This is a genomic window from Actinoallomurus sp. CA-142502, from assembly GCF_050936355.1.
GTDB lineage: Bacteria > Actinomycetota > Actinomycetes > Streptosporangiales > Streptosporangiaceae > Actinoallomurus > Actinoallomurus iriomotensis.
In genome coordinates this window covers 1,032,059-1,052,393 of sequence record NZ_JBNJMY010000001.1, presented here as the reverse complement: position 1 = coordinate 1,052,393, position 20,335 = coordinate 1,032,059, and the positions used below count along the sequence as shown (strand labels likewise).

17 protein-coding genes and 1 riboswitch are annotated in these 20,335 nt (G+C 72.7%); of the genes, 10 read left to right on the top strand and 7 right to left on the bottom strand.

All coding sequences use genetic code 11. The features are described 5' to 3' along the window. The first annotated feature begins 2 nt into the window (after positions 1-2). On the top strand, positions 3-278 hold the full coding sequence (locus ACQEV1_RS05105; protein WP_433391773.1) for a hypothetical protein: 276 nt from the start codon (positions 3-5) through the stop codon (positions 276-278). A gap of 25 nt (positions 279-303) precedes the next feature. Then, entirely contained in the window at positions 304-939 is a 636-nt protein-coding gene (locus tag ACQEV1_RS05100) for a protein-L-isoaspartate(D-aspartate) O-methyltransferase (RefSeq protein WP_433391770.1), read from the top strand. Between the two features lie 13 nt (positions 940-952). On the opposite strand, the gene ACQEV1_RS05095 is transcribed toward ACQEV1_RS05100, so the two are convergent. Then, positions 953-1,351: a VOC family protein gene (locus tag ACQEV1_RS05095; RefSeq protein WP_433391767.1), complete on the bottom strand. Its 399-nt coding sequence runs from the start codon at positions 1,349-1,351 to the stop codon at positions 953-955. 82 nt (positions 1,352-1,433) lie between these two features. On the opposite strand from ACQEV1_RS05095, the gene ACQEV1_RS05090 reads away from it, so the two are divergent. Next, the gene (locus tag ACQEV1_RS05090) at positions 1,434-2,663 is read left to right on the top strand and encodes an MFS transporter (protein WP_433391764.1); all 1,230 of its coding nucleotides are present in this window, start codon (positions 1,434-1,436) and stop codon (positions 2,661-2,663) included. Here ACQEV1_RS05090 and ACQEV1_RS05085 read toward each other — a convergent pair. Then, entirely contained in the window at positions 2,614-2,979 is a 366-nt protein-coding gene (locus ACQEV1_RS05085; RefSeq protein ID WP_285575294.1) for an ArsR/SmtB family transcription factor, read from the bottom strand. The two genes, ACQEV1_RS05090 and ACQEV1_RS05085, sit on opposite strands and share 50 nt — an antisense overlap. An 80-nt stretch (positions 2,980-3,059) precedes the next feature. Further along, positions 3,060-3,228: riboswitch (cobalamin riboswitch) on the top strand. A gap of 31 nt (positions 3,229-3,259) precedes the next feature. Between ACQEV1_RS05085 and ACQEV1_RS05080 the strand changes: the two genes are divergently transcribed. Continuing rightward, the gene (locus ACQEV1_RS05080; protein WP_285633058.1) at positions 3,260-4,351 is read left to right on the top strand and encodes a HoxN/HupN/NixA family nickel/cobalt transporter; all 1,092 of its coding nucleotides are present in this window, start codon (positions 3,260-3,262) and stop codon (positions 4,349-4,351) included. A 14-nt stretch (positions 4,352-4,365) separates the two neighbouring features. On the opposite strand, the gene ACQEV1_RS05075 is transcribed toward ACQEV1_RS05080, so the two are convergent. Next, entirely contained in the window at positions 4,366-5,523 is a 1,158-nt protein-coding gene (locus ACQEV1_RS05075) for a low temperature requirement protein A (protein ID WP_433391761.1), read from the bottom strand. 206 nt (positions 5,524-5,729) lie between these two features. Here ACQEV1_RS05075 and ACQEV1_RS05070 point away from each other — a divergent pair, with 206 nt between their 5' ends. The 5 genes from ACQEV1_RS05070 to ACQEV1_RS05050 all read left to right on the top strand — a co-directional run bounded on the left by ACQEV1_RS05070 (position 5,730) and on the right by ACQEV1_RS05050 (position 10,316). After that, positions 5,730-6,551 carry a hypothetical protein gene (locus tag ACQEV1_RS05070; protein ID WP_433391758.1) on the top strand — a complete coding sequence of 274 codons (822 nt, stop codon included), beginning with the start codon at positions 5,730-5,732 and terminating at the stop codon, positions 6,549-6,551. Between the two features lie 528 nt (positions 6,552-7,079). Beyond that, positions 7,080-7,655 carry a hypothetical protein gene (locus ACQEV1_RS05065; protein ID WP_433391755.1) on the top strand — a complete coding sequence of 192 codons (576 nt, stop codon included), beginning with the start codon at positions 7,080-7,082 and terminating at the stop codon, positions 7,653-7,655. A gap of 60 nt (positions 7,656-7,715) precedes the next feature. Further along, positions 7,716-8,558 carry a DUF4097 family beta strand repeat-containing protein gene (locus ACQEV1_RS05060; RefSeq protein ID WP_285633069.1) on the top strand — a complete coding sequence of 281 codons (843 nt, stop codon included), beginning with the start codon at positions 7,716-7,718 and terminating at the stop codon, positions 8,556-8,558. Between the two features lie 25 nt (positions 8,559-8,583). After that, positions 8,584-9,528, top strand: a complete 945-nt coding sequence (locus tag ACQEV1_RS05055) for an ATP-binding cassette domain-containing protein (RefSeq protein WP_285633072.1) — start codon at positions 8,584-8,586, stop codon at positions 9,526-9,528. Continuing rightward, complete coding sequence (locus tag ACQEV1_RS05050) at positions 9,525-10,316, top strand: ABC transporter permease (protein WP_285633075.1); 792 nt, start codon at positions 9,525-9,527, stop codon at positions 10,314-10,316. The genes ACQEV1_RS05055 and ACQEV1_RS05050 overlap by 4 nt, the downstream gene beginning before the upstream one ends. A 94-nt stretch (positions 10,317-10,410) precedes the next feature. On the opposite strand, the gene ACQEV1_RS05045 is transcribed toward ACQEV1_RS05050, so the two are convergent. Beyond that, positions 10,411-12,456, bottom strand: coding sequence for an AAA family ATPase (locus ACQEV1_RS05045; RefSeq protein WP_433391750.1), 2,046 nt, complete (start codon positions 12,454-12,456; stop codon positions 10,411-10,413). A gap of 307 nt (positions 12,457-12,763) precedes the next feature. On the opposite strand from ACQEV1_RS05045, the gene ACQEV1_RS05040 reads away from it, so the two are divergent. Beyond that, entirely contained in the window at positions 12,764-14,998 is a 2,235-nt protein-coding gene (locus ACQEV1_RS05040) for a BTAD domain-containing putative transcriptional regulator (protein WP_433391747.1), read from the top strand. Between the two features lie 13 nt (positions 14,999-15,011). Here the strand turns inward: ACQEV1_RS05040 and ACQEV1_RS05035 are convergent, their stop codons facing one another. The 3 genes from ACQEV1_RS05035 to ACQEV1_RS05025 all read right to left on the bottom strand — a co-directional run bounded on the left by ACQEV1_RS05035 (position 15,012) and on the right by ACQEV1_RS05025 (position 20,215). Beyond that, positions 15,012-16,091, bottom strand: coding sequence for an RICIN domain-containing protein (locus ACQEV1_RS05035; protein ID WP_433391745.1), 1,080 nt, complete (start codon positions 16,089-16,091; stop codon positions 15,012-15,014). 93 nt (positions 16,092-16,184) lie between these two features. Next, the gene (locus ACQEV1_RS05030) at positions 16,185-17,141 is read right to left on the bottom strand and encodes a hypothetical protein (RefSeq protein ID WP_433391743.1); all 957 of its coding nucleotides are present in this window, start codon (positions 17,139-17,141) and stop codon (positions 16,185-16,187) included. 65 nt (positions 17,142-17,206) lie between these two features. After that, positions 17,207-20,215 carry a hypothetical protein gene (locus tag ACQEV1_RS05025; protein ID WP_433391741.1) on the bottom strand — a complete coding sequence of 1,003 codons (3,009 nt, stop codon included), beginning with the start codon at positions 20,213-20,215 and terminating at the stop codon, positions 17,207-17,209. Positions 20,216-20,335 lie beyond the last annotated feature (120 nt).

The following is a 20,335-nucleotide window of genomic DNA, read 5'->3' as shown; positions in this document are numbered from 1 at the left end:
TAGTGGCCTTGGCACCGCCGACCGGAGCGAACGCGGCCATGACGCCCACCGGAGAGGGATCCGGTCACGGCCAGTGGAACGGCGGCCACGTCAGCGGCGTCGGGAACGGCAAGTTCAACAAGAACGACCTGTCCGTCAACAGCCCCTCGTTCGTCAACGGAAACCAGCACGTGTTCAACCAGAACGTCGGCGGGCAGGCCGCCACGCAGAACGTGATCTGCAAGTGGAGACATACCCGTTGCAAGATCAACCAGCGGATGATCGTCCGGGACCCGTGACGCCGATCGGCGCCCGAAGGAGGGGGTGACCGCGCGTCCCGAGGATCTCGTCCGGGCCGTGCGGGCGGCGGGGATCCGTGACGAGCGGGTGATCGAGGCCCTCCGGACGACGCCACGCGCCGCGTTCGTGCCCGCCGACCAGGTCGGGCGCGCCTACGACGACGTGCCCATCCCGATCGGCCACGGGCAGGTCACGACGCAGCCGTCGCTGTCGGCACGGATGATCGAGGGGCTCCGCCTCGACGGGCGCGAGCACGTGCTGGAGATCGGCACCGGCCTCGGCTTCCAGACCGCGCTGCTGGCACGCCTCGCCGGGGACGTGGTGAGCGTCGAGTACCGGCCCGACCTGGCCCGGCGGGCCCGGCGAAACCTCGCCCGGCTCGGCGTCACCAACGTCGAGCCGCGCGTCGGCGACGGCAGCGGCGGTGTACCGGAGCTCGCGCCGTACGACGCCGTCATCGTGTCCGCCGCCTACCCCGAAGTGCCCGCGCCGCTGGCCGAGCAGCTCCGGCCCGGCGGCCGGCTCGTGCAGCCCATCGGACCGGGCGGGCGGGAGGACGTGGTGCTGTTCGAGCGTACGGCGACCGGGCTGGAGCGCCGGAGCACCCTGATCCCGGCCTGCTTCGTCCGGCTGCACGGCCGGTACGGCTTTCCCCACTGACCCTTGGGGCCGATCAGGTCGTCGGCGGCGCCAGGGTGCGCAGGACGTCGAACTCGTTGCCCTCGGGGTCGGCCATGACCACCCAGCTCCGGTCGGGGCCCTGGCCCACGTCCACCTTGACGGCGCCGAGGCCGAGCAACCTGGTCACTTCATCGTCGGTACCGCCGTCGATCGGGCTGACGTCGAGGTGGAGCCGGTTCTTCACCGTCTTGCCCTCGGGCACCCGGATGAACACCAGGGTGGGCGGCATCTGGCGGGCCCGGACCTCCTCGACGGTCGGCTCCCAGGAGCCGATCTCGACCTTGCCCTCGCTCCGGTCGATCACCGTGAAGTCCAGGGCCGCGCACCAGAAGGCCGCGAGCCGCTCCGGATCGTGGCAGTCGACGACCAACTCGGTGAACCTGCTGGTCAAGATTTCCCCCAGACGCCGCGGACGGAGGCTCAGTTTAGGGGGCTAGGGTGCGAGGCCGGGATTCCGAGCCTCGGGGGTGGTCATGGCCCTGTCACGGGCGTTGGTCCGGCTGCTGGCGCTGACCTGCGGCGTCACGATCGCGAACATCTACTACGCGCAGCCGCTGGTCCACGGCATCGCCCACGACCTTGGGACGGCCGACTCCTCGGCCGGCGCGCTCGTCACCGCGACACAGCTCGGGTACGCCGCCGGGCTGCTGCTGGTCGTGCCGCTCGGCGACATCATCGCCCGCCGGCCGCTGCTCACCACGCTGCTGACGATCGACGCGGTGGCGCTCGCGGCCACCGCCGTCGCGCCCGGACTGGCCCTGCTGAGCGTGCTGGCCGTGGTCATCGGCCTCTCCTCGGTCGTGGTGCAGATGCTCATCCCGTACGCCGCCACGCTCGCCGCTCCCCACCAGCGCGCCGGAATCATCGGCACGCTCATGGGCGCCCTGCTCCTCGGCATCCTGCTCTCCCGTACGTTCGCCGGCGTCGTGGCCGGTCTCGCCGGGTGGCGCGGTGTCTATACCGTCGCGGCCGGGCTGATGGCCGTCACCGCGATCGTCGTGGGCCGCGTGCTGCCGGCCGAGGCCCGCGAGGTCGGGATCGGTTATCTCGCGCAGATGCGCGCCGTCGTACGGCTGGCGCGGAGCGAGCCGGTGCTGCGGCGGCGGTCGCTGGTCGGCGCGGCCCAGTTCGCGGCGTTCAGCTGCTTCTGGACGACGGTGACGTTCCTGCTGTCGGGCCGGTCGTTCGGTTACACGCAGACCGAGATCGGGCTGTTCGCGCTGGTCGGCGCGGCGGGCGCGAGCTGTGTGCTCGTCGGCGGACGGTTGCTGGACCGGCACCGGAACCTCGCGTGGCAGGTCACCGGAGCCGCCCTCGTCCTGATGCTGGCCTCCTTCGGCGTCCTCGCCGCCGGCACGTACGGGCTGGTCTGGCTGGTCGTCGGGGCACTGCTCATGGACGCCTGCAGCCAGGCCGTGCACGTGACCAACCAGGCGGTGCTCTACGACCTGGTGGACGGGGCCCGGTCCCGGATCACCACCGTGTACATGACCGTTTACTTCGTCGGCGGAGCACTCGGCACGACGACGGGCACGGCGGCGTACGGCCGCTGGGGCTGGGGCGGCGCCTGCGCGGCCGCGGCCGGGTTCTGCGTCCTGGCGGTGCTCGCCTGGTGGGCCGCCCGCCGGCACGAGCGGCCCGCGGCCTCCGGCGTCACGGAGCCTCGTGCGGAGGTCGCACGAGGTGGAGCAGGGAGTGGATGACCGGGTCGGCGAGCCGGTAGCGGATGACGCGTCCGGTGCGTTCGCCAGTCACCAGGCCGCCGGTGCGCAGGAGGCGTAGCGCCTGGGAGACGGCGGCGTCGTTCATGCCGGTGGCCACGGACAGGTCGGTCACGCTGATCGGTGCGGCGGCGTGAATCGCCAGGAGGAGGGCGAGCCGGTTCGGATCGGACAGCACCGCGAAGCGACCGGCCCACCGCGCGACGTCGCCCGAGTCTCCGACCGCCGCGATCGCGTCGCACACCCGGTGATCGTCGATGATGCGGCGCCCGGCCCGGTCGGCGGGTACGAGATGCATGATCCCATCTTCCCGCGCCTCACGCGTGCGGGCGCGACATCTGCATGATCAATCAGCCTTGCAGGCTTCGCGCTTCCGTCGTACGTTGTGAGCGCCGTGGTGTTCGGGAAGCCGGTGAAGGACCGGCGCGGCCCTCGCCACTGTGATCGGGTGCACCGCCCATGCACGCCACTGGGCCCCTCGGGGCCTGGGAAGGCGGGCGGTGCGAGACCCGTCAGCCAGGAGACCGGCCACGGCACCGACGCAGTCGTCCACGAGGTGCTGGAAGGCGATCTCCCCCATGAGCCCACGTTCGTTCTCCGTCCGGTCCGCGCTCGAACGGCGGGACTGGACGCGTCTCGCCGCGCTGCTCGGCGTCATCGTCGCGGTGCACATCGCCGCGTGGGGTGTGCTGATCCTGCTGGTCGCGCCGCAGCACTACGCCGTCGGCACCAAGGTGTTCGGCGTCGGGCTCGGCGTCACCGCCTACACGCTGGGCATGCGGCACGCCTTCGACGCCGACCACATCGCCGCGATCGACAACACCACCCGCAAGCTGATGGCCGACGGCAAGCGTCCGGTCTCGGTGGGGTTCTGGTTCGCGCTCGGTCACTCCAGCGTCGTCGTCCTGCTGACCGCGCTCATCTCGCTGGGCACGCACATCGCCGGCACCGTCATGGACCAGGGCTCGGGAACCCACCAGACGCTCGGCCTGATCGGCACCAGCGTCTCCGGCGGCTTCCTCTACCTGATCGCGTTCCTCAACCTGCTCGCCCTGCTGGGCATCCTCCGGGTCTGGCGGACGATGCGCCAAGGTCACTTCGACGAACGCGCCCTGCAGGCCGAGCTGGACCAGCGCGGCCTGTTCAACCGCTTCCTCGGCCGGCTGTTGCGCGCCATCACCCACCCGTGGCAGATGTTTCCGATCGGCCTGCTGTTCGGCGTCGGTTTCGACACGGCCACCGAGATCACCGTGCTCGTGCTGGCCGGCAGCGGCGCGGCCAGCGGCCTGCCCTGGTACGCGATCCTCATCCTGCCCGTGCTGTTCGCCGCCGGGATGAGCCTGTTCGACACCCTCGACGGCACGTTCATGAACTTCGCCTACCACTGGGCCTTCGCCAACCCGGTCCGCAAGGTCTACTACAACCTCACCATCACCGGCCTGTCGGTCGCCGTCGCGTTCGTCATCGGCACCGTCGAGATCGTCGGCCTGCTGCACGACGACGCGGGCCTGGACAGCCCGGTGACCAACTGGGTCGCCGGGCTGGACCTGGACAACGTCGGCTTCGTCATCGTCGGCCTGTTCGTCGTCGTCTGGGCCGTCGCGATCGCGTACTGGCGTCTCACGAACGTCGAACACCGCTGGGCCGTCGAGCCCGACGACACCCCGTGACCGCATCGGGCGCCCTACGCCGCCGGCCGGTCCCGCCCGGCCGCGATGGTGACGGCGACCAGCAGGACGCAGACGCCGGCGACGGCCGCGACCACGGCGGCCACGCCCATCGCCGGGGCCGCCAGCGGCAGGAGCGCGACGGCGACGACGCCGACCGCCACCCCACCGGGGTGCATCGCCCCCTCCGAGGCGATGGGCGCCTGCACCAGCCGGAGCAGGGTCAGGAAGACGGCGACGGGGATCGCGACGGCGTAACAGATGACCGTGGGCGACGGTTCGAGCTTGTGCCCGGTCTGCCCGACGGCCACTTCGAGCCCGGCACCGAGGGCCCCGAGACTCGCGAAGATGGCGTAGTGGCCGTAGCCCCACAGGTACGACCGGTCGCGCCGGTCGCGGAGGCCTTCGCCGGCCGGGGCGAGGAAGTAGATCCACCACAGGGCGAACAGCAGGACGAGGCCGGAGAAGGCGATGGTGAGGAAGGGACCGCTGATGGCGGTGCCCCGCAGCGCGCCCTCCACGCCCCGGGCCACGGCGAGGACGCTCTCGCCGAGCAGAATGATCACGAACAGCCCGTAGCGCTCGGCGATGTGGTGCGGGTGCCAGTTGGTGGACCTGACCCGCTCCGCCCACCGGGGCACCATCAGCTCCAGCACGACCAGGCAGGCGAACAGTGGAAGCCGGACGGACGAGGCGTCCCCGAAGAAGAGGCGGAGCACCCAGCCCACCTGCACGAGGGCGATGCCGGCGGCGTACCGCAGCGCGGTGCGGCGGCTCGACGGGTCCTCGGCGCCGGCCCGCAGCCACTGGGCGACGAGCCCGACCCGCATGACGAAGTAACCGAGCGTGACGGCACGGTAGTCGGAGTGGTCGAACGCGGCCGGCACCCCCGCGGCGAGGACGAGCACTCCGGCCATCTGCACCATGGTCAGCAGCCGGTACGCGACGTCGTCGGTGTCGTACGACGACGCGAACCAGGTGAAGTTCATCCACGCCCACCAGATCGCGAAGAAGACCTGAAGGAACGGGACGAGCCTGGTCAGGCCGTGACCGCCTTCGACGCCGTGCGCGAGCTGGTCGGTGAGCGCCGCGACCGCCACCACGAAGGTGAGGTCGAACAGAAGCTCCAGGGGGCTCGAGACCCGGTGGGGCTCATCGATCGGACGCGCACTCATCCGGATCCAGACCCGGCTACTCGTACGTGCTGGCGGCACGGTCACGCTCCTGTCACTCGGACGGACTTGTCCCAGGACAGGACAGTCTTCAGGCCGCGACCGCCCGGGCGCCAGCCGGGGGCCGGGTGGACGCGCGAACGCGTACGGCATGATGCATCCGGGATGATCGCGTACGGAACGGCACAGGCATGGGTCTGAAGGATCGGGTGGGCGACGTCAGGCGCGCGGCCGGCGCGGGCCTGGACAAGGCGACGAACGTGGGCCGGGAGAAGGCCGCGAGTCTGGACAAAGAGGCGCTCAGCGCCGCCGGACGCGGCGCCGTGGCGACCGCGCGGCAGGCCGACGACTGGGTCCTGAACCAGTTGCAGGCCGTCCGGCCGCCCGCGCTGCCGCTGACCGAGGCGTGGAAGCTGTCCATCGGCGGGATCGTCGCCGCGCACCCGAAGGCGCCCCGGCTGACCGGCCGGCTCCTCGCCCCGCTCGACAGGTTGGGCGCCATCGCGATCGGGCCCGACGAGATCGGGTTCGACGGCGACACGGTGGAGTGGGGCCGGGTCACCGAGGTCCGTACCCGCCCCCTCACGGACCTCGCCGTCGGCGCCGTCTGGGACTTCGCGATCGACGACCTGCGCACCCGCCTGCCACCGGTTCCGGGCCGCAAGTGGGCCGTCACCAAGATCCTCCAGGTCCTGCTCGCCATGACGGTCGACCTCGAGAAGCAGATCGAGGCGGCGGCGGAGGACGACGACGCGCCGCGACTCGTCGCCTGCGAGATCGTGCACCGCGGGCGGATCCAGCGGAACAAGCAGTCGACGACCGGCCTGTTCTCCGCGCTCGCGCTGTGCGCGTTGCCCCAGGTGGGCGAGACGCTGGCGGCCGCCGCCGGTGAGAGGGGCGTCCCGGTCGTGGCCGCCGAGCCGTACGAGCACGTGTCGGCCAACGAGCGCGTACTGAGGATGCGCCGGCGGCGCGAGGTCCTCGCCTCGCAGGCCCACGAGCTGGAGAGCGCCGCCGACGAGGACGACTGACCGGACGCTACACACGACCCGCGCCGCCGAGCCGACGGCCCGGGCCCGGCGGGGTGGTCACCTCGCGGAACGCCGGGCCAGTGAGCAGGGCAGGTACGGGGACTCGGCCCCCGGAACGGAAGCGCGGCCTCGATGACCTTCCACGCCTCGTCGCGGCCGCCCTGCCGAACGAGCTACGGGCGCGGTCCAGGGACATGCGGAAGGCCGGGCGCTCGGGCGGTACGTGGTCGGCGATCCAGCGGTCCTCCGGCTCGTCCGGCTCGGGCGCCAGGTCGCCCCGATGCGGGCGACTCCCTCACCGTCCTCGGACACGTCCCCGGGGTCGGGGATCCAGAACTGCGCGTCGCCGTCCGCTGAGCTCGGCGGAGCGCGGTCCATCAGCTCGTCCTCGTCGCCCCCGGGACTCCACTCGCCTGCAGCCGGAGCGGCTGGACTAGAGGGACCTTCCGCTGTGCTTCGGAAGCCATGACGTCACATCCGCAGGCTTCCATGCTTGCGGTGACGTCACGATGATGTCAGTATGGCGTCATGGACCTCACCCCGTACATCACCAACCTTCGCCGGGAGCTCGCGGTCGCCGCCGAGGCCGGAGGCGATGACGTTCGCGCCATGGCCGAACGGCTCGGGACGGCGCTCGAGTCGGCGGCCCGGCTCGCCATGCTCGAGGCTCTCTCGGCCGCCGCGGACGAGATCACCACCGACCTGGCACCGGGTTCGGTCGAGGTTCGCCTGCGTGGACGCGACCCTGACTTCGTCGTGACGCCACCGCCGACCGAAGTGACGTCAGACGAGACGTCACACGGTGCTCTGCGGAACGCGATCGCCGGCGCGATCGAGGTCACGATGGGCGTGCGGCCGCCCGCCTCGTCCGAGCCCGAGGAGAGCGGCGGCACGTCACGCATCACCCTGCGTCTCCCCGAACATCTCAAGCCGCGCATCGACGAGGCCGCGAACCGCATGGGGCTGTCGGTCAACGCCTGGCTCGTCCGCGCCGTGACCGTCGCCCTCGAACTCGGCGACCAGGGCGGCAGCCCGGGCAGCGGTCCGAGCGGCGGCCGAAGCGGCACGCAGCTCGGGCAGCGCTACACCGGCTGGGTTCGCTGACGCGACCCGCCTTCCTCCCATCCCTGAAACACCGGCCGAAGCCACCGAGAGGGCACCGCCATGCCGAAATACGACACTCCCGAGCCCATCACCGCGGTCATCGACATCACGGCGGGCCGGGTGCAGATCAACGCCGGTGACCGCGCCGACACGGTCGTCGACGTACGCCCGAGTGACCCGACCAGGGAGGGCGACGTCACCGCCGCCGAACAGACCCAGGTCGAGTACGCGGGCGGCCAGCTCTCCGTGAGAGGGCCCAAGAACAAGCTTCGCTCGCTCATCGGCCGCCCGCCGTCGCTCGACGTGACGATCGAGCTGCCGGCCGGCTCACGCGTCGACGCCAAGGGCTGGGCGAACTATCGCAGCCAGGGCCGCCTCGGCGATGCCAGCTTCGACACCGCCACCGGCTCCGTCCGCCTCGACCACACCGGCGCGTTGAAGCTGCGCACCGCCGCCGGAGACGTCTCGGTCGCCCGGACGGACGGGTACACCGACGTGAGCACCTCCACCGGCAAGATCTGGATCGGCGAGATCGACGGCGCGGCGGTGGTCAAGACCGCCAACGGCGACATCACCATCGGCGCGGTCACCGCCGACGCGCGGCTGAACACGGCCAACGGCGACATCAACGTCCACCGGGCCCTGGGCTCCGTCAACGCCAAGACCGCGTACGGCAGCGTCCGGGTCGACGAGGTGGTCCACGGCGCGGTCGTGCTGGAGACCAGCTTCGGAGAGCTGGAGCTCGGAGTCCGCGAGGGCACGGCCGCCTGGCTCGACGTCAGTTCGAAGTTCGGCACCGTCCGCAGCGAGCTGGAGGCCGGCGACGGCCCCGGCGAATCCAACGACACCGTCGAGGTGTACGCGCGCACCGGCTACGGCGACATCGTCATCCGCCGCCCCTGAGGCACCACAACCGAAAAGAGGAACCATGACCACCGCCCCAGCGATCATGGCGACCGGGCTGCGCAAGTCGTACGGCGACAACGTCGTGCTCGACGGCGTCGACCTGGAGGTCGCCGAGGGAACGATCTTCTCGCTGCTCGGACCCAACGGCGCCGGCAAGACCACCATGGTGCAGATCCTGTCCACGCTCATCGGCGCCGACGGCGGCGAGGTGCGCGTCGCCGGTCACGACCTGGCCCGCGAGCCCGACGCCGTACGCGCAGCGATCGGCGTCACCGGCCAGTACTCCGCCGTCGACAGGCTCCTCACCGGCGAGGAGAACCTCCTGCTGATGGCGGACCTGCACCACCTGAGGCGCGCGGAGGGCCGCCGCCGCGCCGCCGAGCTGCTCGAACGGTTCGACCTGACCGACGCGGCGGGCAAGACCGCCGCCACCTACTCCGGGGGCATGCAACGCCGGCTCGACCTGGCGATGACCCTGGTCGGCGACCCGCGCATCATCTACCTCGACGAGCCGACCACCGGCCTGGACCCGCGCAGCCGTCGCACCATGTGGCAGATCATCCGTGACCTCGTCGCGGGTGGCGTCACCATCTTCCTCACCACGCAGTATTTGGAAGAGGCCGACGAGCTCGCCGACCGGATCGCCCTGCTCGACCACGGGCGGTTCATCGCCGAGGGCACGGCCGACGAGCTCAAGCGCCGCATCCCCGGCGGCCACATCCGCCTGCGGTTCGCCGACGCCGACGCGCTGCGGTCGGCCACACACGTGCTCGGCGAGGTGTCCACCGACGAGGAGGGGCTCGCCCTTCGCGTGCCGAGCGACGGCGGCGTCCGGTCGATCCGGACCCTGCTCGCCCGGCTCGACGACCAGTCGATCGAGGTCGAGGAGATGTCGGTCCACACCCCCGACCTCGACGACGTCTTCCTGACCCTCACCGGCCAACCCGAGAAGGAGCCTGTTCGATGAGCGCCCTGACCCTCTCCGCGCGTGACTCGGCGACGATGCTGCGCCGCAGCCTCCGGCACATGCTGCGCTACCCGTCGATGACGCTGATGATCGCCGGGATGCCGGTGGTCTTCCTGCTGATATTCGTCTACGTCTTCGGCGGCACGATGGGCAACGGGCTCGGCGGCGCGGCGGGCGGCCGGCACGCGTACGTCAACTACGTGACGCCCGGCATCATCCTGATGACCATCGCGGGCGCCGCCACCGCGACGGCGGTGTCGGTGGCGATGGACATGACCGAGGGGATCGTCGCCCGGTTCCGCACCATGGCGATCTCCCGCGCCTCGGTGCTGACCGGGCACGTCGTCGGCAGCGTGATCCAGAACCTGCTCAGCATGGCGCTCGTCGTGGCCGTCGCGCTGGCGATCGGGTTCCGCCCCACCGCGAGCCCCATGGAGTGGCTCGCCGCGGCCGGCCTGCTCACGCTGCTCGTCCTGGCGCTCACCTGGCTGTCGGTCGGGCTCGGCCTGGTCAGCAAGACCGTCGAGTCCGCGAGCAACGCGCCCATGCCCCTGATGCTCCTGCCGTTCCTCGGCAGCGGGTTCGTGCCCACCGACTCGATGCCGGCCGGGCTGCGCTGGTTCGCCGAGTACCAGCCCTTCACGCCGGTCATCAACGCGCTGCGCGGCCTGCTGCTGGGCTCCCCCATCGGCAACGACGGGATCGTCGCCGTCGCCTGGTGCGTCGGCATCGCGCTGGTCGGCTACCTCTGGTCGAAGAAGCTGTTCAACCGCGACCCGTCACGCTGACGCCCCTCGCGTACGGAGTGAGGCCGGCGCACCGCCGACGCCGACGACGGCGCTCGCGGTGCGCCGACCGCGTCGTCGGTCTTCATCCGCCCGGTCAGGACGCCTCCACGCCGCTCACGCCCAGCAGCTCCCGATGCCACAGCAGCTCACAGACCCGTTCGAGGCCGCGGGTCAGGTGCCGGCGGTAGGTGCTGAACGGCAGGCCCAGCCGGTCCGCGGCGGCCTGCTGCGTCGGAGTGTTCTGCATGAACGTCATCGTGATCGCCCGATACAGCTTCACCTCGCGCGGGTCGGCGGCGAGTTTCTCCACCGCCTCGTGCAGCACTCTGCGCAGCGCCTCGACCGGCTCGCCTCCCGTCTCGGCGACCACCCGGGCCGGGACCAGCGGACTGGCCGCCAGTTCGTCCGGCCGGTTCCACGAGCGCAGCGCGCCACGGACGCCCGCGTCGAACTCGGCCCGCGACAGCACCGCGTACGTGCGCACGGCGCGGTGCCGCGGTGCCCGCCAGGCCGCGGGCGTACGGCGCGGAGTGAGCTGTTCGAGCCAGGTGTCGAGCCGCGTCTCCTGCCAGTTCCGGCAGAACAGCCCGAAGATGCGGTCGCCGACCCCCACCATCAACGGGTCCTGCTCGCCGAAGAGGGCGAACCGCTGCCAACGCTCCGGGTCCGACACGACCATGCAGGTCCAGGCCACGCCCTCGTCCTGGATCGCCATCGTCACGAGCCGCGCGGCGATGAGGTCCGAGACCGGCGAGGGGAATGCGTCGCGCGCCAGCATGAGCCGCGCGAGCGCGAGGTGTTCGCCCTCGCGCAGCGGGCTCACCCGGCGGACGTACGACCACGCCTCCGCCACGACCGGGTCGACGGCGTTCTCCTCGGCGTCGGGCTCGGTGAGCCGGAGCGTCAGCACGAACCCGGCCGGCTCCCCCGACATCGAACTCCGGTAGACGGAGAACGCCTCGGGCCGCCGTTCGAGCCAGAACTCCACGATGGCGGCGGTCTCGTCGTTGGTGTTCGCGACGGTGATGTCCAGGAGCGCTCTCCGGTCGCCCGCCCGTACGACGTCCTCGCGGAAGTCGTACTCCTCCTGCTCACCGAACAGGCCCGAGCCGTGCCACAGGAGGTACATCAGCGCCTCCAGCTGGGCGAAGCTCGGCGGGTCCGGCGCGGTCCGTGCCTCACCGACGTAGTGGCGGATGAGCCGGCGGTGCATGTCCTGGTACCGCTCGGGATCGCGCCAGGACAGGTCGGCGTCGAGCGCCTCGCGGATGACCTCGTGCGGACGGATGCCCGACGGCACGGACGTCATGAACGACAGGCGCCGCAGCCAGTCGAACAGGGCGCCCGCGTCGACCTCCGGCAGCACGGCGCGCAGCAGTCCCTCGGTGGTGGTCCGCACGTGGGCGCTGACCTCCAGCGCCTGCTGGTGCAGCGGTGAGGGCACCTGACCGACCAGCCGTGTGAGCAGCGCGCCGATCAGGTCCGGGGACGGGGTCCACTCGGCTCCCTCGCGGCCGGTCACGTCGTCGACCGCCGACGCGGCCAGGGACAGGGCCAGCGGGTGGCCTCCGGCGAAGGAGTGCACCGCCGGGTGCCGGGCGACCGGCACCCCGCGCGCGGTGAGCAGGGCGCCCGCGTCATCACGCGACAGGTCGCCCAGGGTGATCACCTGCAGGACGTCCCGCCAGCCCGGATCCGACAGCCACATGGCCCCCGGCGGTCGCCGGCCCGCGAAGACCACGAGCGAGCCGGCGGGAAGGCGGGGCAGGAACCGGTCCCGCAGCCAGCCTTCGAGCGGCCGGTACGTCTCGAAGTCGTCCACGAACAACGCCGCGGGCTCGTCGGTGAACATCTTGATCGCGTCGGCCTCGAACGCCTCCGGGGACTGCGGCGGCCGGTGCTCGCCGATCTCGACCACGATCCGGCCGGCCACGGCGGCCTCGTAGGCGAACCGCTGCAGCAGGGTCGACTTGCCGACGCCTCCGGGTCCGGTCACGAACTGCACCGCGAAGGAGTCGGCGGCGCGGTCCAGCGCCGCACGGAACAGCGCCAGCTCGGCGGAACGGCCGACAAAGGACCGGTATCGTGCCGACTGGAGCTGCTCACCGAGACTGGCGAGCTGCCGGATTTGAGGCTTCATATCGTCGTCGGCCGAGGCGGTCCCGTTCCCCGCGCCGTCCTCCCTCCTTGATCATCCTGTAACGCTAAGGCAACATTGCGTTCGATGTGAGCATTCGAGTGAACAATCGACTTCGCGTCGCCGCAGCGTGTGAAGTCACAGTCCGCCGGAAACGCGACAGAATGATTAGTTTCTGACCTGTCAGGTGAACAGTCAGCCGAGGCACGATGTTGTCGGGTGCCGATCGGTGGCGGCCGACCCTCCCTTTCCCGTTCGGCGCACACGAGACCGACGACGTCATGGCGCCCACACCGTGGAAGGCGAGCCATTGAGCGACCGTGTCATGTTCGGGCTGCTGGGCCCGCTTGAGGCATGGTCCGGCGAGGCCCGGCTCGACCTGGGCCCGCCCAAGCGACGCCTGCTGCTCACCCGCCTCCTGGTCGAGGACGGCCACCCGGTCTCGGCCGACCGCCTGTGTGACGACCTGTGGGAGGGCAGTCCGCCCGCGGGCGCCGTCTCCTCCGTCCACTCCCACATCAGCCGCCTGCGCGCCGTACTGGAGCCGGGCCGTGCGCGGCGGGGGCAGGGCACCGTGCTGGTCAGCGGACCGGCCGGGTACACGCTCAACGCGCCGCCCGAGACCCGCGACTCGACCCGCTTCGAGGAGTCGGTCACCCACGCCCGCGAGCTGCTGTCCCAGGGGCGGCTCGAGGACGCCCGGCACGAGGTCGAGAGCGGCCTGGGCCTGTGGCGGGGTGCCGCCCTGGCCGACGCCGCCAACCACGCCTTCGCCGCCCGCGAGATCTCCCGGCTGGAGGAGATCAGAATGGCCGCCGGTGAGCTGAACGCCACCGTGCTGCTCCAGCAGCGCGAGTACGACCGGGCGGCCCTCATCGCCGAGGAGCTCACCACACGGTCTCCCCTGCGCGAGGCCGCGTGGGCGCTGCTGATGCGCGCCCTCTACCTGGCCGGGCGGCCCGCCGAGGCGCTGCGGCGCTACGAGACGATCCGCACGCTGCTCGCCGACGAGCTCGGCGCCGTGCCGGGCCCCGAGCTGAGCGGCGTCCACGTCGCCGTGCTCCGCCAGGACCTGCCCGCACCGGAGCCCGTACGGCCGCCCGCCCCGCAGGCATCGCCCGGCGCGCGGGCCGCGCCGCCCGCGCGGCCGGCGCGGCCGGCGCGACCGTCGGTCATCGCCCGCCCGCTCGTCGGCCGGGCCGGGGAAGTGGCCCGTTACGAGGAGCTCCTGGGCGACGCGGCCGAGGGCCGGACCCGCTGGGTGCTGCTGTCCGGAGAGTCCGGCAGCGGGAAGACCCGGCTCGCCGAGGAGTTCGCCTCCCGCGCCGCGGACCTGGCGTTCCGCGTCGTGTGGGTCCGCTGCGGCATCGACACCGCCTCCGATGAGGAGGAAGAGGCCGAGAACGACCGGTTCAATCCGCTCGGGCAACTGCTGTCGGCGCTCTACCCGCAGATCCGCGTGGAGGGCGAGCCGGAGGCGATCGCCCGCGACCTGGCCGAGCGGCTGGCCCGCCAGCCCACCATCTGCCTGATCGAGGACCTGCACCGCGCCGGCCGACGGTTCCGCCGGCTGCTCGGGATGTACGCCACGCTGCTGCGCGACGTGCCGCTGGTCGTGGTCTGCACGACGCAGGACACCGACGACGTCGGCCTGCGCGAGTTGCTCGCACTGCTCGTCCGGCAGAGCCGCGCCACCCTGCTCCCGCTGGGCCCGCTCACCGTCGAGGACGTCCACGAGCTGATGAGGCTCCGCTCCACGCCGTTCGACGAGCTGATGGGCAGCGAGCCGCGGGAGCTCGAGGCGGCGGCGCTGCACCGGCGCGGCGAGGGTAATCCGTTCCTCATCACCGAGATCCTCGAACTGCCCGGCGACCAGCGCACCGGATCCGGCGCGCGGCTCCCCGCCTCCGTCATCCGGGTCCTGCGCGCTCGGATGGACCAGCTCGACCAGCGCGTGCTGAAAATGCTGGAGGCCCTCGCGGTGACCGGAGGCGAGCTCGACCCCGAGCTCCTCGTGGGCATCCGGGCCATCACGCGCGAGGAACTGCTCTCGCTCATCGACGCGGCCGTCATCGCCCGAATGCTGGACTGGGAAGAGGGCGCCGACGGCCGGATGGGCCGTTACCTGATGCCCGAGCTCGCCCGCGAGGTGGTGTTGCACGATCTCACTCCCGCCCGCCGTCAGATGCTGCACGCCGCGGCCGCGCGTGCGCTGGGTGAGCTGCCGCACCGCCACCCCGCGCAGATCTCGCGGCACCTGATGGCCGCCGGTCCGCTCGTCGCCCGCGACGACCTGGTGGCGGCGGCGCTGCGAGCCGGCGAACGCTGCGCGGATGACGAGCAGCACGGCGAGGCGGCGGTCTGGTTCGACCACGCGGCCGCCCTGGCCGACGATCCGGCCGTACAGGCCGAGGCCCGGCGCGCGGCGGAGGCGGCGCGCCGGCGGCTCGCCCAGGCACAGCAGGGCATCGGCCATCCGTGCGACCCCGCCGGCATGCCCGGCGACGACTCCGGGTGGGCGGGCCCCGAGCCCCGGGTGAGCTGATCCGGCGTACGGGTCACTCGCCGCTGGGCCACGACCACTCGTCGCCGCTTCCGCACTTGTGGACCTCGAGCTGCTTGGCGTGCTCGTGGGAGCGGCCGATCGGCCCGAGACACAGCCCGTGGCTCGAGTAGTTGCGGATGCGGTACAGGTGGCCGCGGGTGTGGCTCCGGTACCACAGCTGGTTGTCGCCCTTGGGCCGGCAGTAGTACTCGGTCACCTTGGTGCCCGCCGACACGCCCTTGTAGTAGGGCAGGTCCATGCAGAGGTCGTCCTTGGTGTTGCGGATCAGGAAGAGGGCGGTGCCGCCGGGTCCCTTCATGTCGCGCATCACGCCGAGCGACCAGACCTGGTTGTCGGCGTCACCGGGGGTGCAGTAGTACTGCATGACCTTGTCGTCGGGCGACCCCTTCCCGTAGCCGGAGATGTCGGCGCACATCTTGCTTCCGGCGTTTCTCAGCAGCACGTTGGAGACGCCCGACCACGCGGCCTTCTTCTTGGCGGCCGCCTTCTTGGCGTTCTTGTCGTCCTTGGGCTTGACCTTCTTCTTCGCCGACGCGGACGGCGTGGGCGTCGGGGTGGGCGTCGGCGACTGGGAGGTGAACGCGCCCGCCGGCGGCTGCGCGTCACCGGGCAGCACGGTGTCGGCCGCGGCGACGGTCGGATGCTTCTTAGGGTGGTGCGAACCGGTGCCGATCAACAGGATCGGCACCGCCAGCACGATCGCGCCGCCGATCGCCACCCCCGCCAGGATCGGCTTCTTCGGCCGGTCCGGCGGCATCCCGTTCCCGTCGCCGTCGCCGTCGGCTCCGGGCGTCGCCACCGCGACGTCGGTCGCCGTGGCGAAGCTCTGGCCGCCCTTGGCCTGCGCGGCGGTCTCGGCCGCCGGCTCCTTCACCTCGGCGGTCGCCCCGGCGCCCGAGGCCGCCTTGGCGCCGGCGTCCTCCTGGTCCTTGCCGGCGGCCTCGCCGCTCTCCGGCTCGGAGTCGGCCGGCGCCAGGTTCCCGGCGCCCTCCATGTCCGTCTCCGGCAGTTCGACCGGCCGGCGGACACCGAGCGACTCCGCGCGGTCGCCAGATCCTGACTTGGAAGCCACGGTCTTCTTTCCTTTTCTAGAGGTCGGTCGCGGGCGCGACCGGCGGTACGGCGTGGGTGCTCAGCGGGGGCCGTCTCCGGGCCGCGGGCCGGATCACCGGTAGGTGCCGGTGGCCCAGACGGGGTGACCGTCGTGGTCGACGATCACCATGTTGTAGTCGGATTGCAGGACCAGCGTCGAGTCGTCGTGACCGAACGATCCCGACGCCCAGACCGCCTTCCGGCCGGCGGCGTAGAGGACCAGATTGCCGTCGGACTGGAATTCGGCGTAGACCCCGCGCTTGTGCGTCCCGCTCGACCAGATGATCTTGTTGCTCTTGTCGCGCAGCACGAGGTCGCCGCCGGACTGCATGGTCAACGCGATGCGGTTCGAACGCACCGTCTTGCCCGGGTAGATGTCGCGCGGCGCGTGGATCCGCAGAGTCGACGGCGCGCTCGCCGACGGCCTCTCGTTGGACCCGGCCTTGGCCAGTGCGTGAACGCCGGCCGAGGGCTTGGGAGAGGGTGAGGCCTTCTTCTTGGCCTTGGCCTTGTCCTTCTTGCTCGCGGTGGGCGTCGGCGTCGGGGTGGGCGTGCTCGTGACGAACGCACCCGGCGGCTGCTGCGCGGCACCGGGCAGCACCGTGTCGGCCGCGGCGGCGGTCGGGTGCTTCTTGGCGTGGTGCGAACCCGTTCCGATCAGCAGGATCGGGACCGCCAGCACGACGGCCCCGCCGATCGCCACGGCAGCCAGGACGGGCTTGTTCGGCCGATCGGGCGGCATCGCGTCGCCTGCACCGGCCGTCGGCGGCGGGGCCGCGGCGATGTCCCGCGCCGCCGCGGCTTCGTCGTCCTTCTTCTCCTGGACGGCCTTCTCCTGAACGGCCTTCTCCTGAACGGCGGAGTCCGCGGGAGCGTCGGCGTCATCCGCGGCGGCCGAGGCGGCCTCGCCCTGCTCCGCCTCGGCCGGCGCCGGATCGTCGACGGCGTCCATGTCGGTCTCCGGCAGTTCGACCGGCCGGCGGACGCCGAGCGACTCCGTGCGTTCGCCGGACCCTGGCTCTGCAGACAAGATCATGCTCCTTCGAGATCAGATCGCGGACGGCCGCCTGCGGCTCTCCAGGCGCCGGTGAGACGTCACGCCGCCCCCTCTCCCAGGGGCTCGGCGCAGCGCGCCGGCCAGGCGTCCGCGGAGGCACCGCCGGTCGAGGCCGCCTGCCGGCGCAGGGCCTCGTCGAGCCGTTCGAGCGTCGCCCGGTCGGCGTCGTCCAGCCCGCCGGGCCGCTCGTCCACGGGTCCCCCGCCGGTCACCTCGGTCATCAGGACGACCGGCGCCGGGCCCGCGGACCGTACGTCCAGCACGCGGAAGGCGACGCCGGGCGGGAACACCACCTCGTCGGAGGCCGCACCGGGCGTGGAACCCAGCAGCGGGCGTACCCGGCGGCCGGTGGCGGACCAGATGACGTATCCCCCCGCCGCGGCGGACAGCCCGGCGGCGATCCCGATCGGCAGCGCGCTGACCGGTGCCGCCTCCCGCACCACGCTTCCCGGCATGAACCGCTCCAGGCCCCCTTCGGGCAGCCCGCCGCGTACGACGACTCCCCGGTAGGAGGGCAGACGGCACAGGCCCGAGCTCAGGCAGGCGGTGTAGCCGGCGGGCACGCCGCCGTCCCCCTGGCCGAGCTCGTCCTCTCCGCCCGAGAGGTGAATGTGCACCGCGACCAGGTCGGTCCGCGCGGCGTCCACCTGGGCGCCGCGCAACGCGGGCATCCGCGTCATCGCCCGGTTCACCGAGGCGCTGTGCCGTTCCCACACCGGCTGGGCGAGCGTACGGAACTCGGCCCGCTCCGCCTCGGTGCTGCGGCGGACCGCCTTCACCGGGGGCCGGGGCCGGGGCCGCGTTCCCTGAGCCGGGGCAGGCGGCACGACCGGCTTGACCGGCGCCGCCGCGGGCGTCTCGGCGGGCCGGGGCGGCTCCGGCGGGGCGGCCGGGGGCCTGGCGGCCGCGGACTCCGTGGTGATCCTGGGCGCAGCGGATTCCGTCGGCTCCGTGACCTCCATGGGCTCAGCCGGGCGCGCGGGCTCCGCCGGTTTCGCGGGAATCGCGGGTGTCGCGGATGTCGCGGGAATCGCGGATGTCGCGGGTGTCGCGGGAGTCGCGGGAGTCGCGGGTTCGGCGGGAGTCGCGGGTTCGGCGGGAGTCGCCGGAGTCAGGGACTGAGGCGTGACCGGGGTCAGCGGGATCGGGTCCAGCCTCGGCGGGAGCGGCTGGACACCGCGGGGAGTCGGCGGCGAGCCCGGAGGGCGACCGGGACCCTCGGTGGCGGCGGGCGCGGAGTCCGCCGGGTCGCGCCGGGGCGCGGGCTCGGCGCTCTCCCCCGGCGTGGCCGCGTCGCCGGACGCGGGCGTCGCGGGACCGCCGTTCGACGGCGTCACCGGCCCATCGTTCGTCACCGGAGCGCCGGGCCCGTACGCGGTCGGACCGCCGGTCGCCGGAACCGCCGGACCGCTGTTCATCCGCGGAGCGTCCGGCCGGGGCGGGCCGCCGTTCGCGGGCGGACCGGCCGGCATGGACTCGGTGGCACGGGCGGGTTCGGCGAATCCGGTTCTTGTCTCCGACGAGCGCGGGGCCGGCGCGACGGCGGGTTCCTGCGGACGCCGGGAGCGTGGGATGGCGACGGTCTGCACCGCCGACATCGCGGGCTCCGGCGGCGCCTCGGCCGGCGGGGGCTCCGCCAGCGAGACACCGTGGTCGATCGCCAGCCGCAGCAGGCGGAAGTCCTCGCCCGCGGGCTGGTGCGACGGCAGGTCCCGGTGGATGGTGACGAAGTCGCGGACCCCGGTCCCGATCTCGGACAGCAGACGGGACAGGTCGGTGAAGAGCGCGTCGTCGGCCGGCGCGCCGCGCAGGTTCACCTCGATGGCCAGTTGCCCGGACGACACCGGCCGTTCGGCGATGTCGGCCTGCTCACCGCGCGGCCCGACCGACAGGCCGGCCCTCGTCACGCAGACCTGCCAGTGGTCCGAGAGCGGCACGGGCGCCGGGTCCGTACGGCGGATGCCGGACATCGGGGACCGCCAGCGGACCAGCCGGGGCTCGACGGCGCGGCCGTCCGCGTCGTACGGCCGGCACGCGACCGCCTCGACGAACGGCGCCCAGGTCGGCTCGGCGTCCGCACCGATCAGGACGGGCCGTACGTCGGGTTCGGCGTCGGTGCCGACGACCAGCGGGAGGCCGGTCAGCACCTCGACCTCGGCGCCCAGCATCTCGGCGGTGTCCTGGCCGACGCTCAGCAGGTCCAGCGGACCGCAGGGGGCGAGCCGGACCGTCGCCCGGGTGGGGTCCGGCAGCGCGGCCAGCAGGGCCGCGATGTCCTCGGCCGGGACCTCCGGCTCGTCGCTGGACTCGGGGGCGTCGACGAGGACGGTGGGGTGGTCGCCGTCGACCGGCACGGCGTAGCAGAGGTGACCGGCGCGGGTGGCGGGCGCCTTCGCCGACCGCACCAGGATCCCGGCCGGAACCTGCTCGACGACGTGACCGGCGGCGGTACGGCCGGGCAGCCGCGCGAGTTCGGGCTGCCAGAGCGGCGCGGGGCTGCGCGGGCCGAGCGACGTCGGCTTCGCGCCGGGCGTGAACGACCGCCAGCCGCGGTCGGGCCCGTCGGCGCCGAGCGCGAACAGCGAGCCCCCGGGCACGATGATCACGCCCGCGTCCGGGGCGATCACGTTGATCCCCCAGGCGTCGGCGATGCGCTGTGCCATGGCGGGCCGGCCGGAGCGCGACGCGCCCGCGCCTGACAGCGCGAGGCGGACGGTCCGCACGCCCCGGTCGCGCAGGGAGTCCAGGACGGCGCCGAGCCGGGTCCAGAGCTCGGCGTCCGCGCCGTCCGCGCCGACCACGACGGTGAACACCTTCTGCCCGTCGTCGCCGCCGCTGAGGAAGCGGGCGAGCTCGGCCACGCCCTCCGGCCGCGGTGACGCGTCCGCGGAAGAGCGCAGCAGGATGAGGTCGTCGTACTCGTCGACCACGACCGCGGGCCGGTCCTTGGCACGGCCGGCGCGGCCGGCGCGGCCCTTCCTGGGCGAGACGGCCGGGTGCTGCCGGTCTCGGTCCCGGCGGGTGGACGCCCTTCTCCAGCGGGTCACGATCACCTCCGGTGACGGCTTCGGTCGTGGCGGGGAAGGTGGCCGGTCACCGGTGCACCTCCTCCACGTGACCGCTGCACGGCGGTCCGAGGTCAACCTCTCGCCCCGTACGGAGGCGGC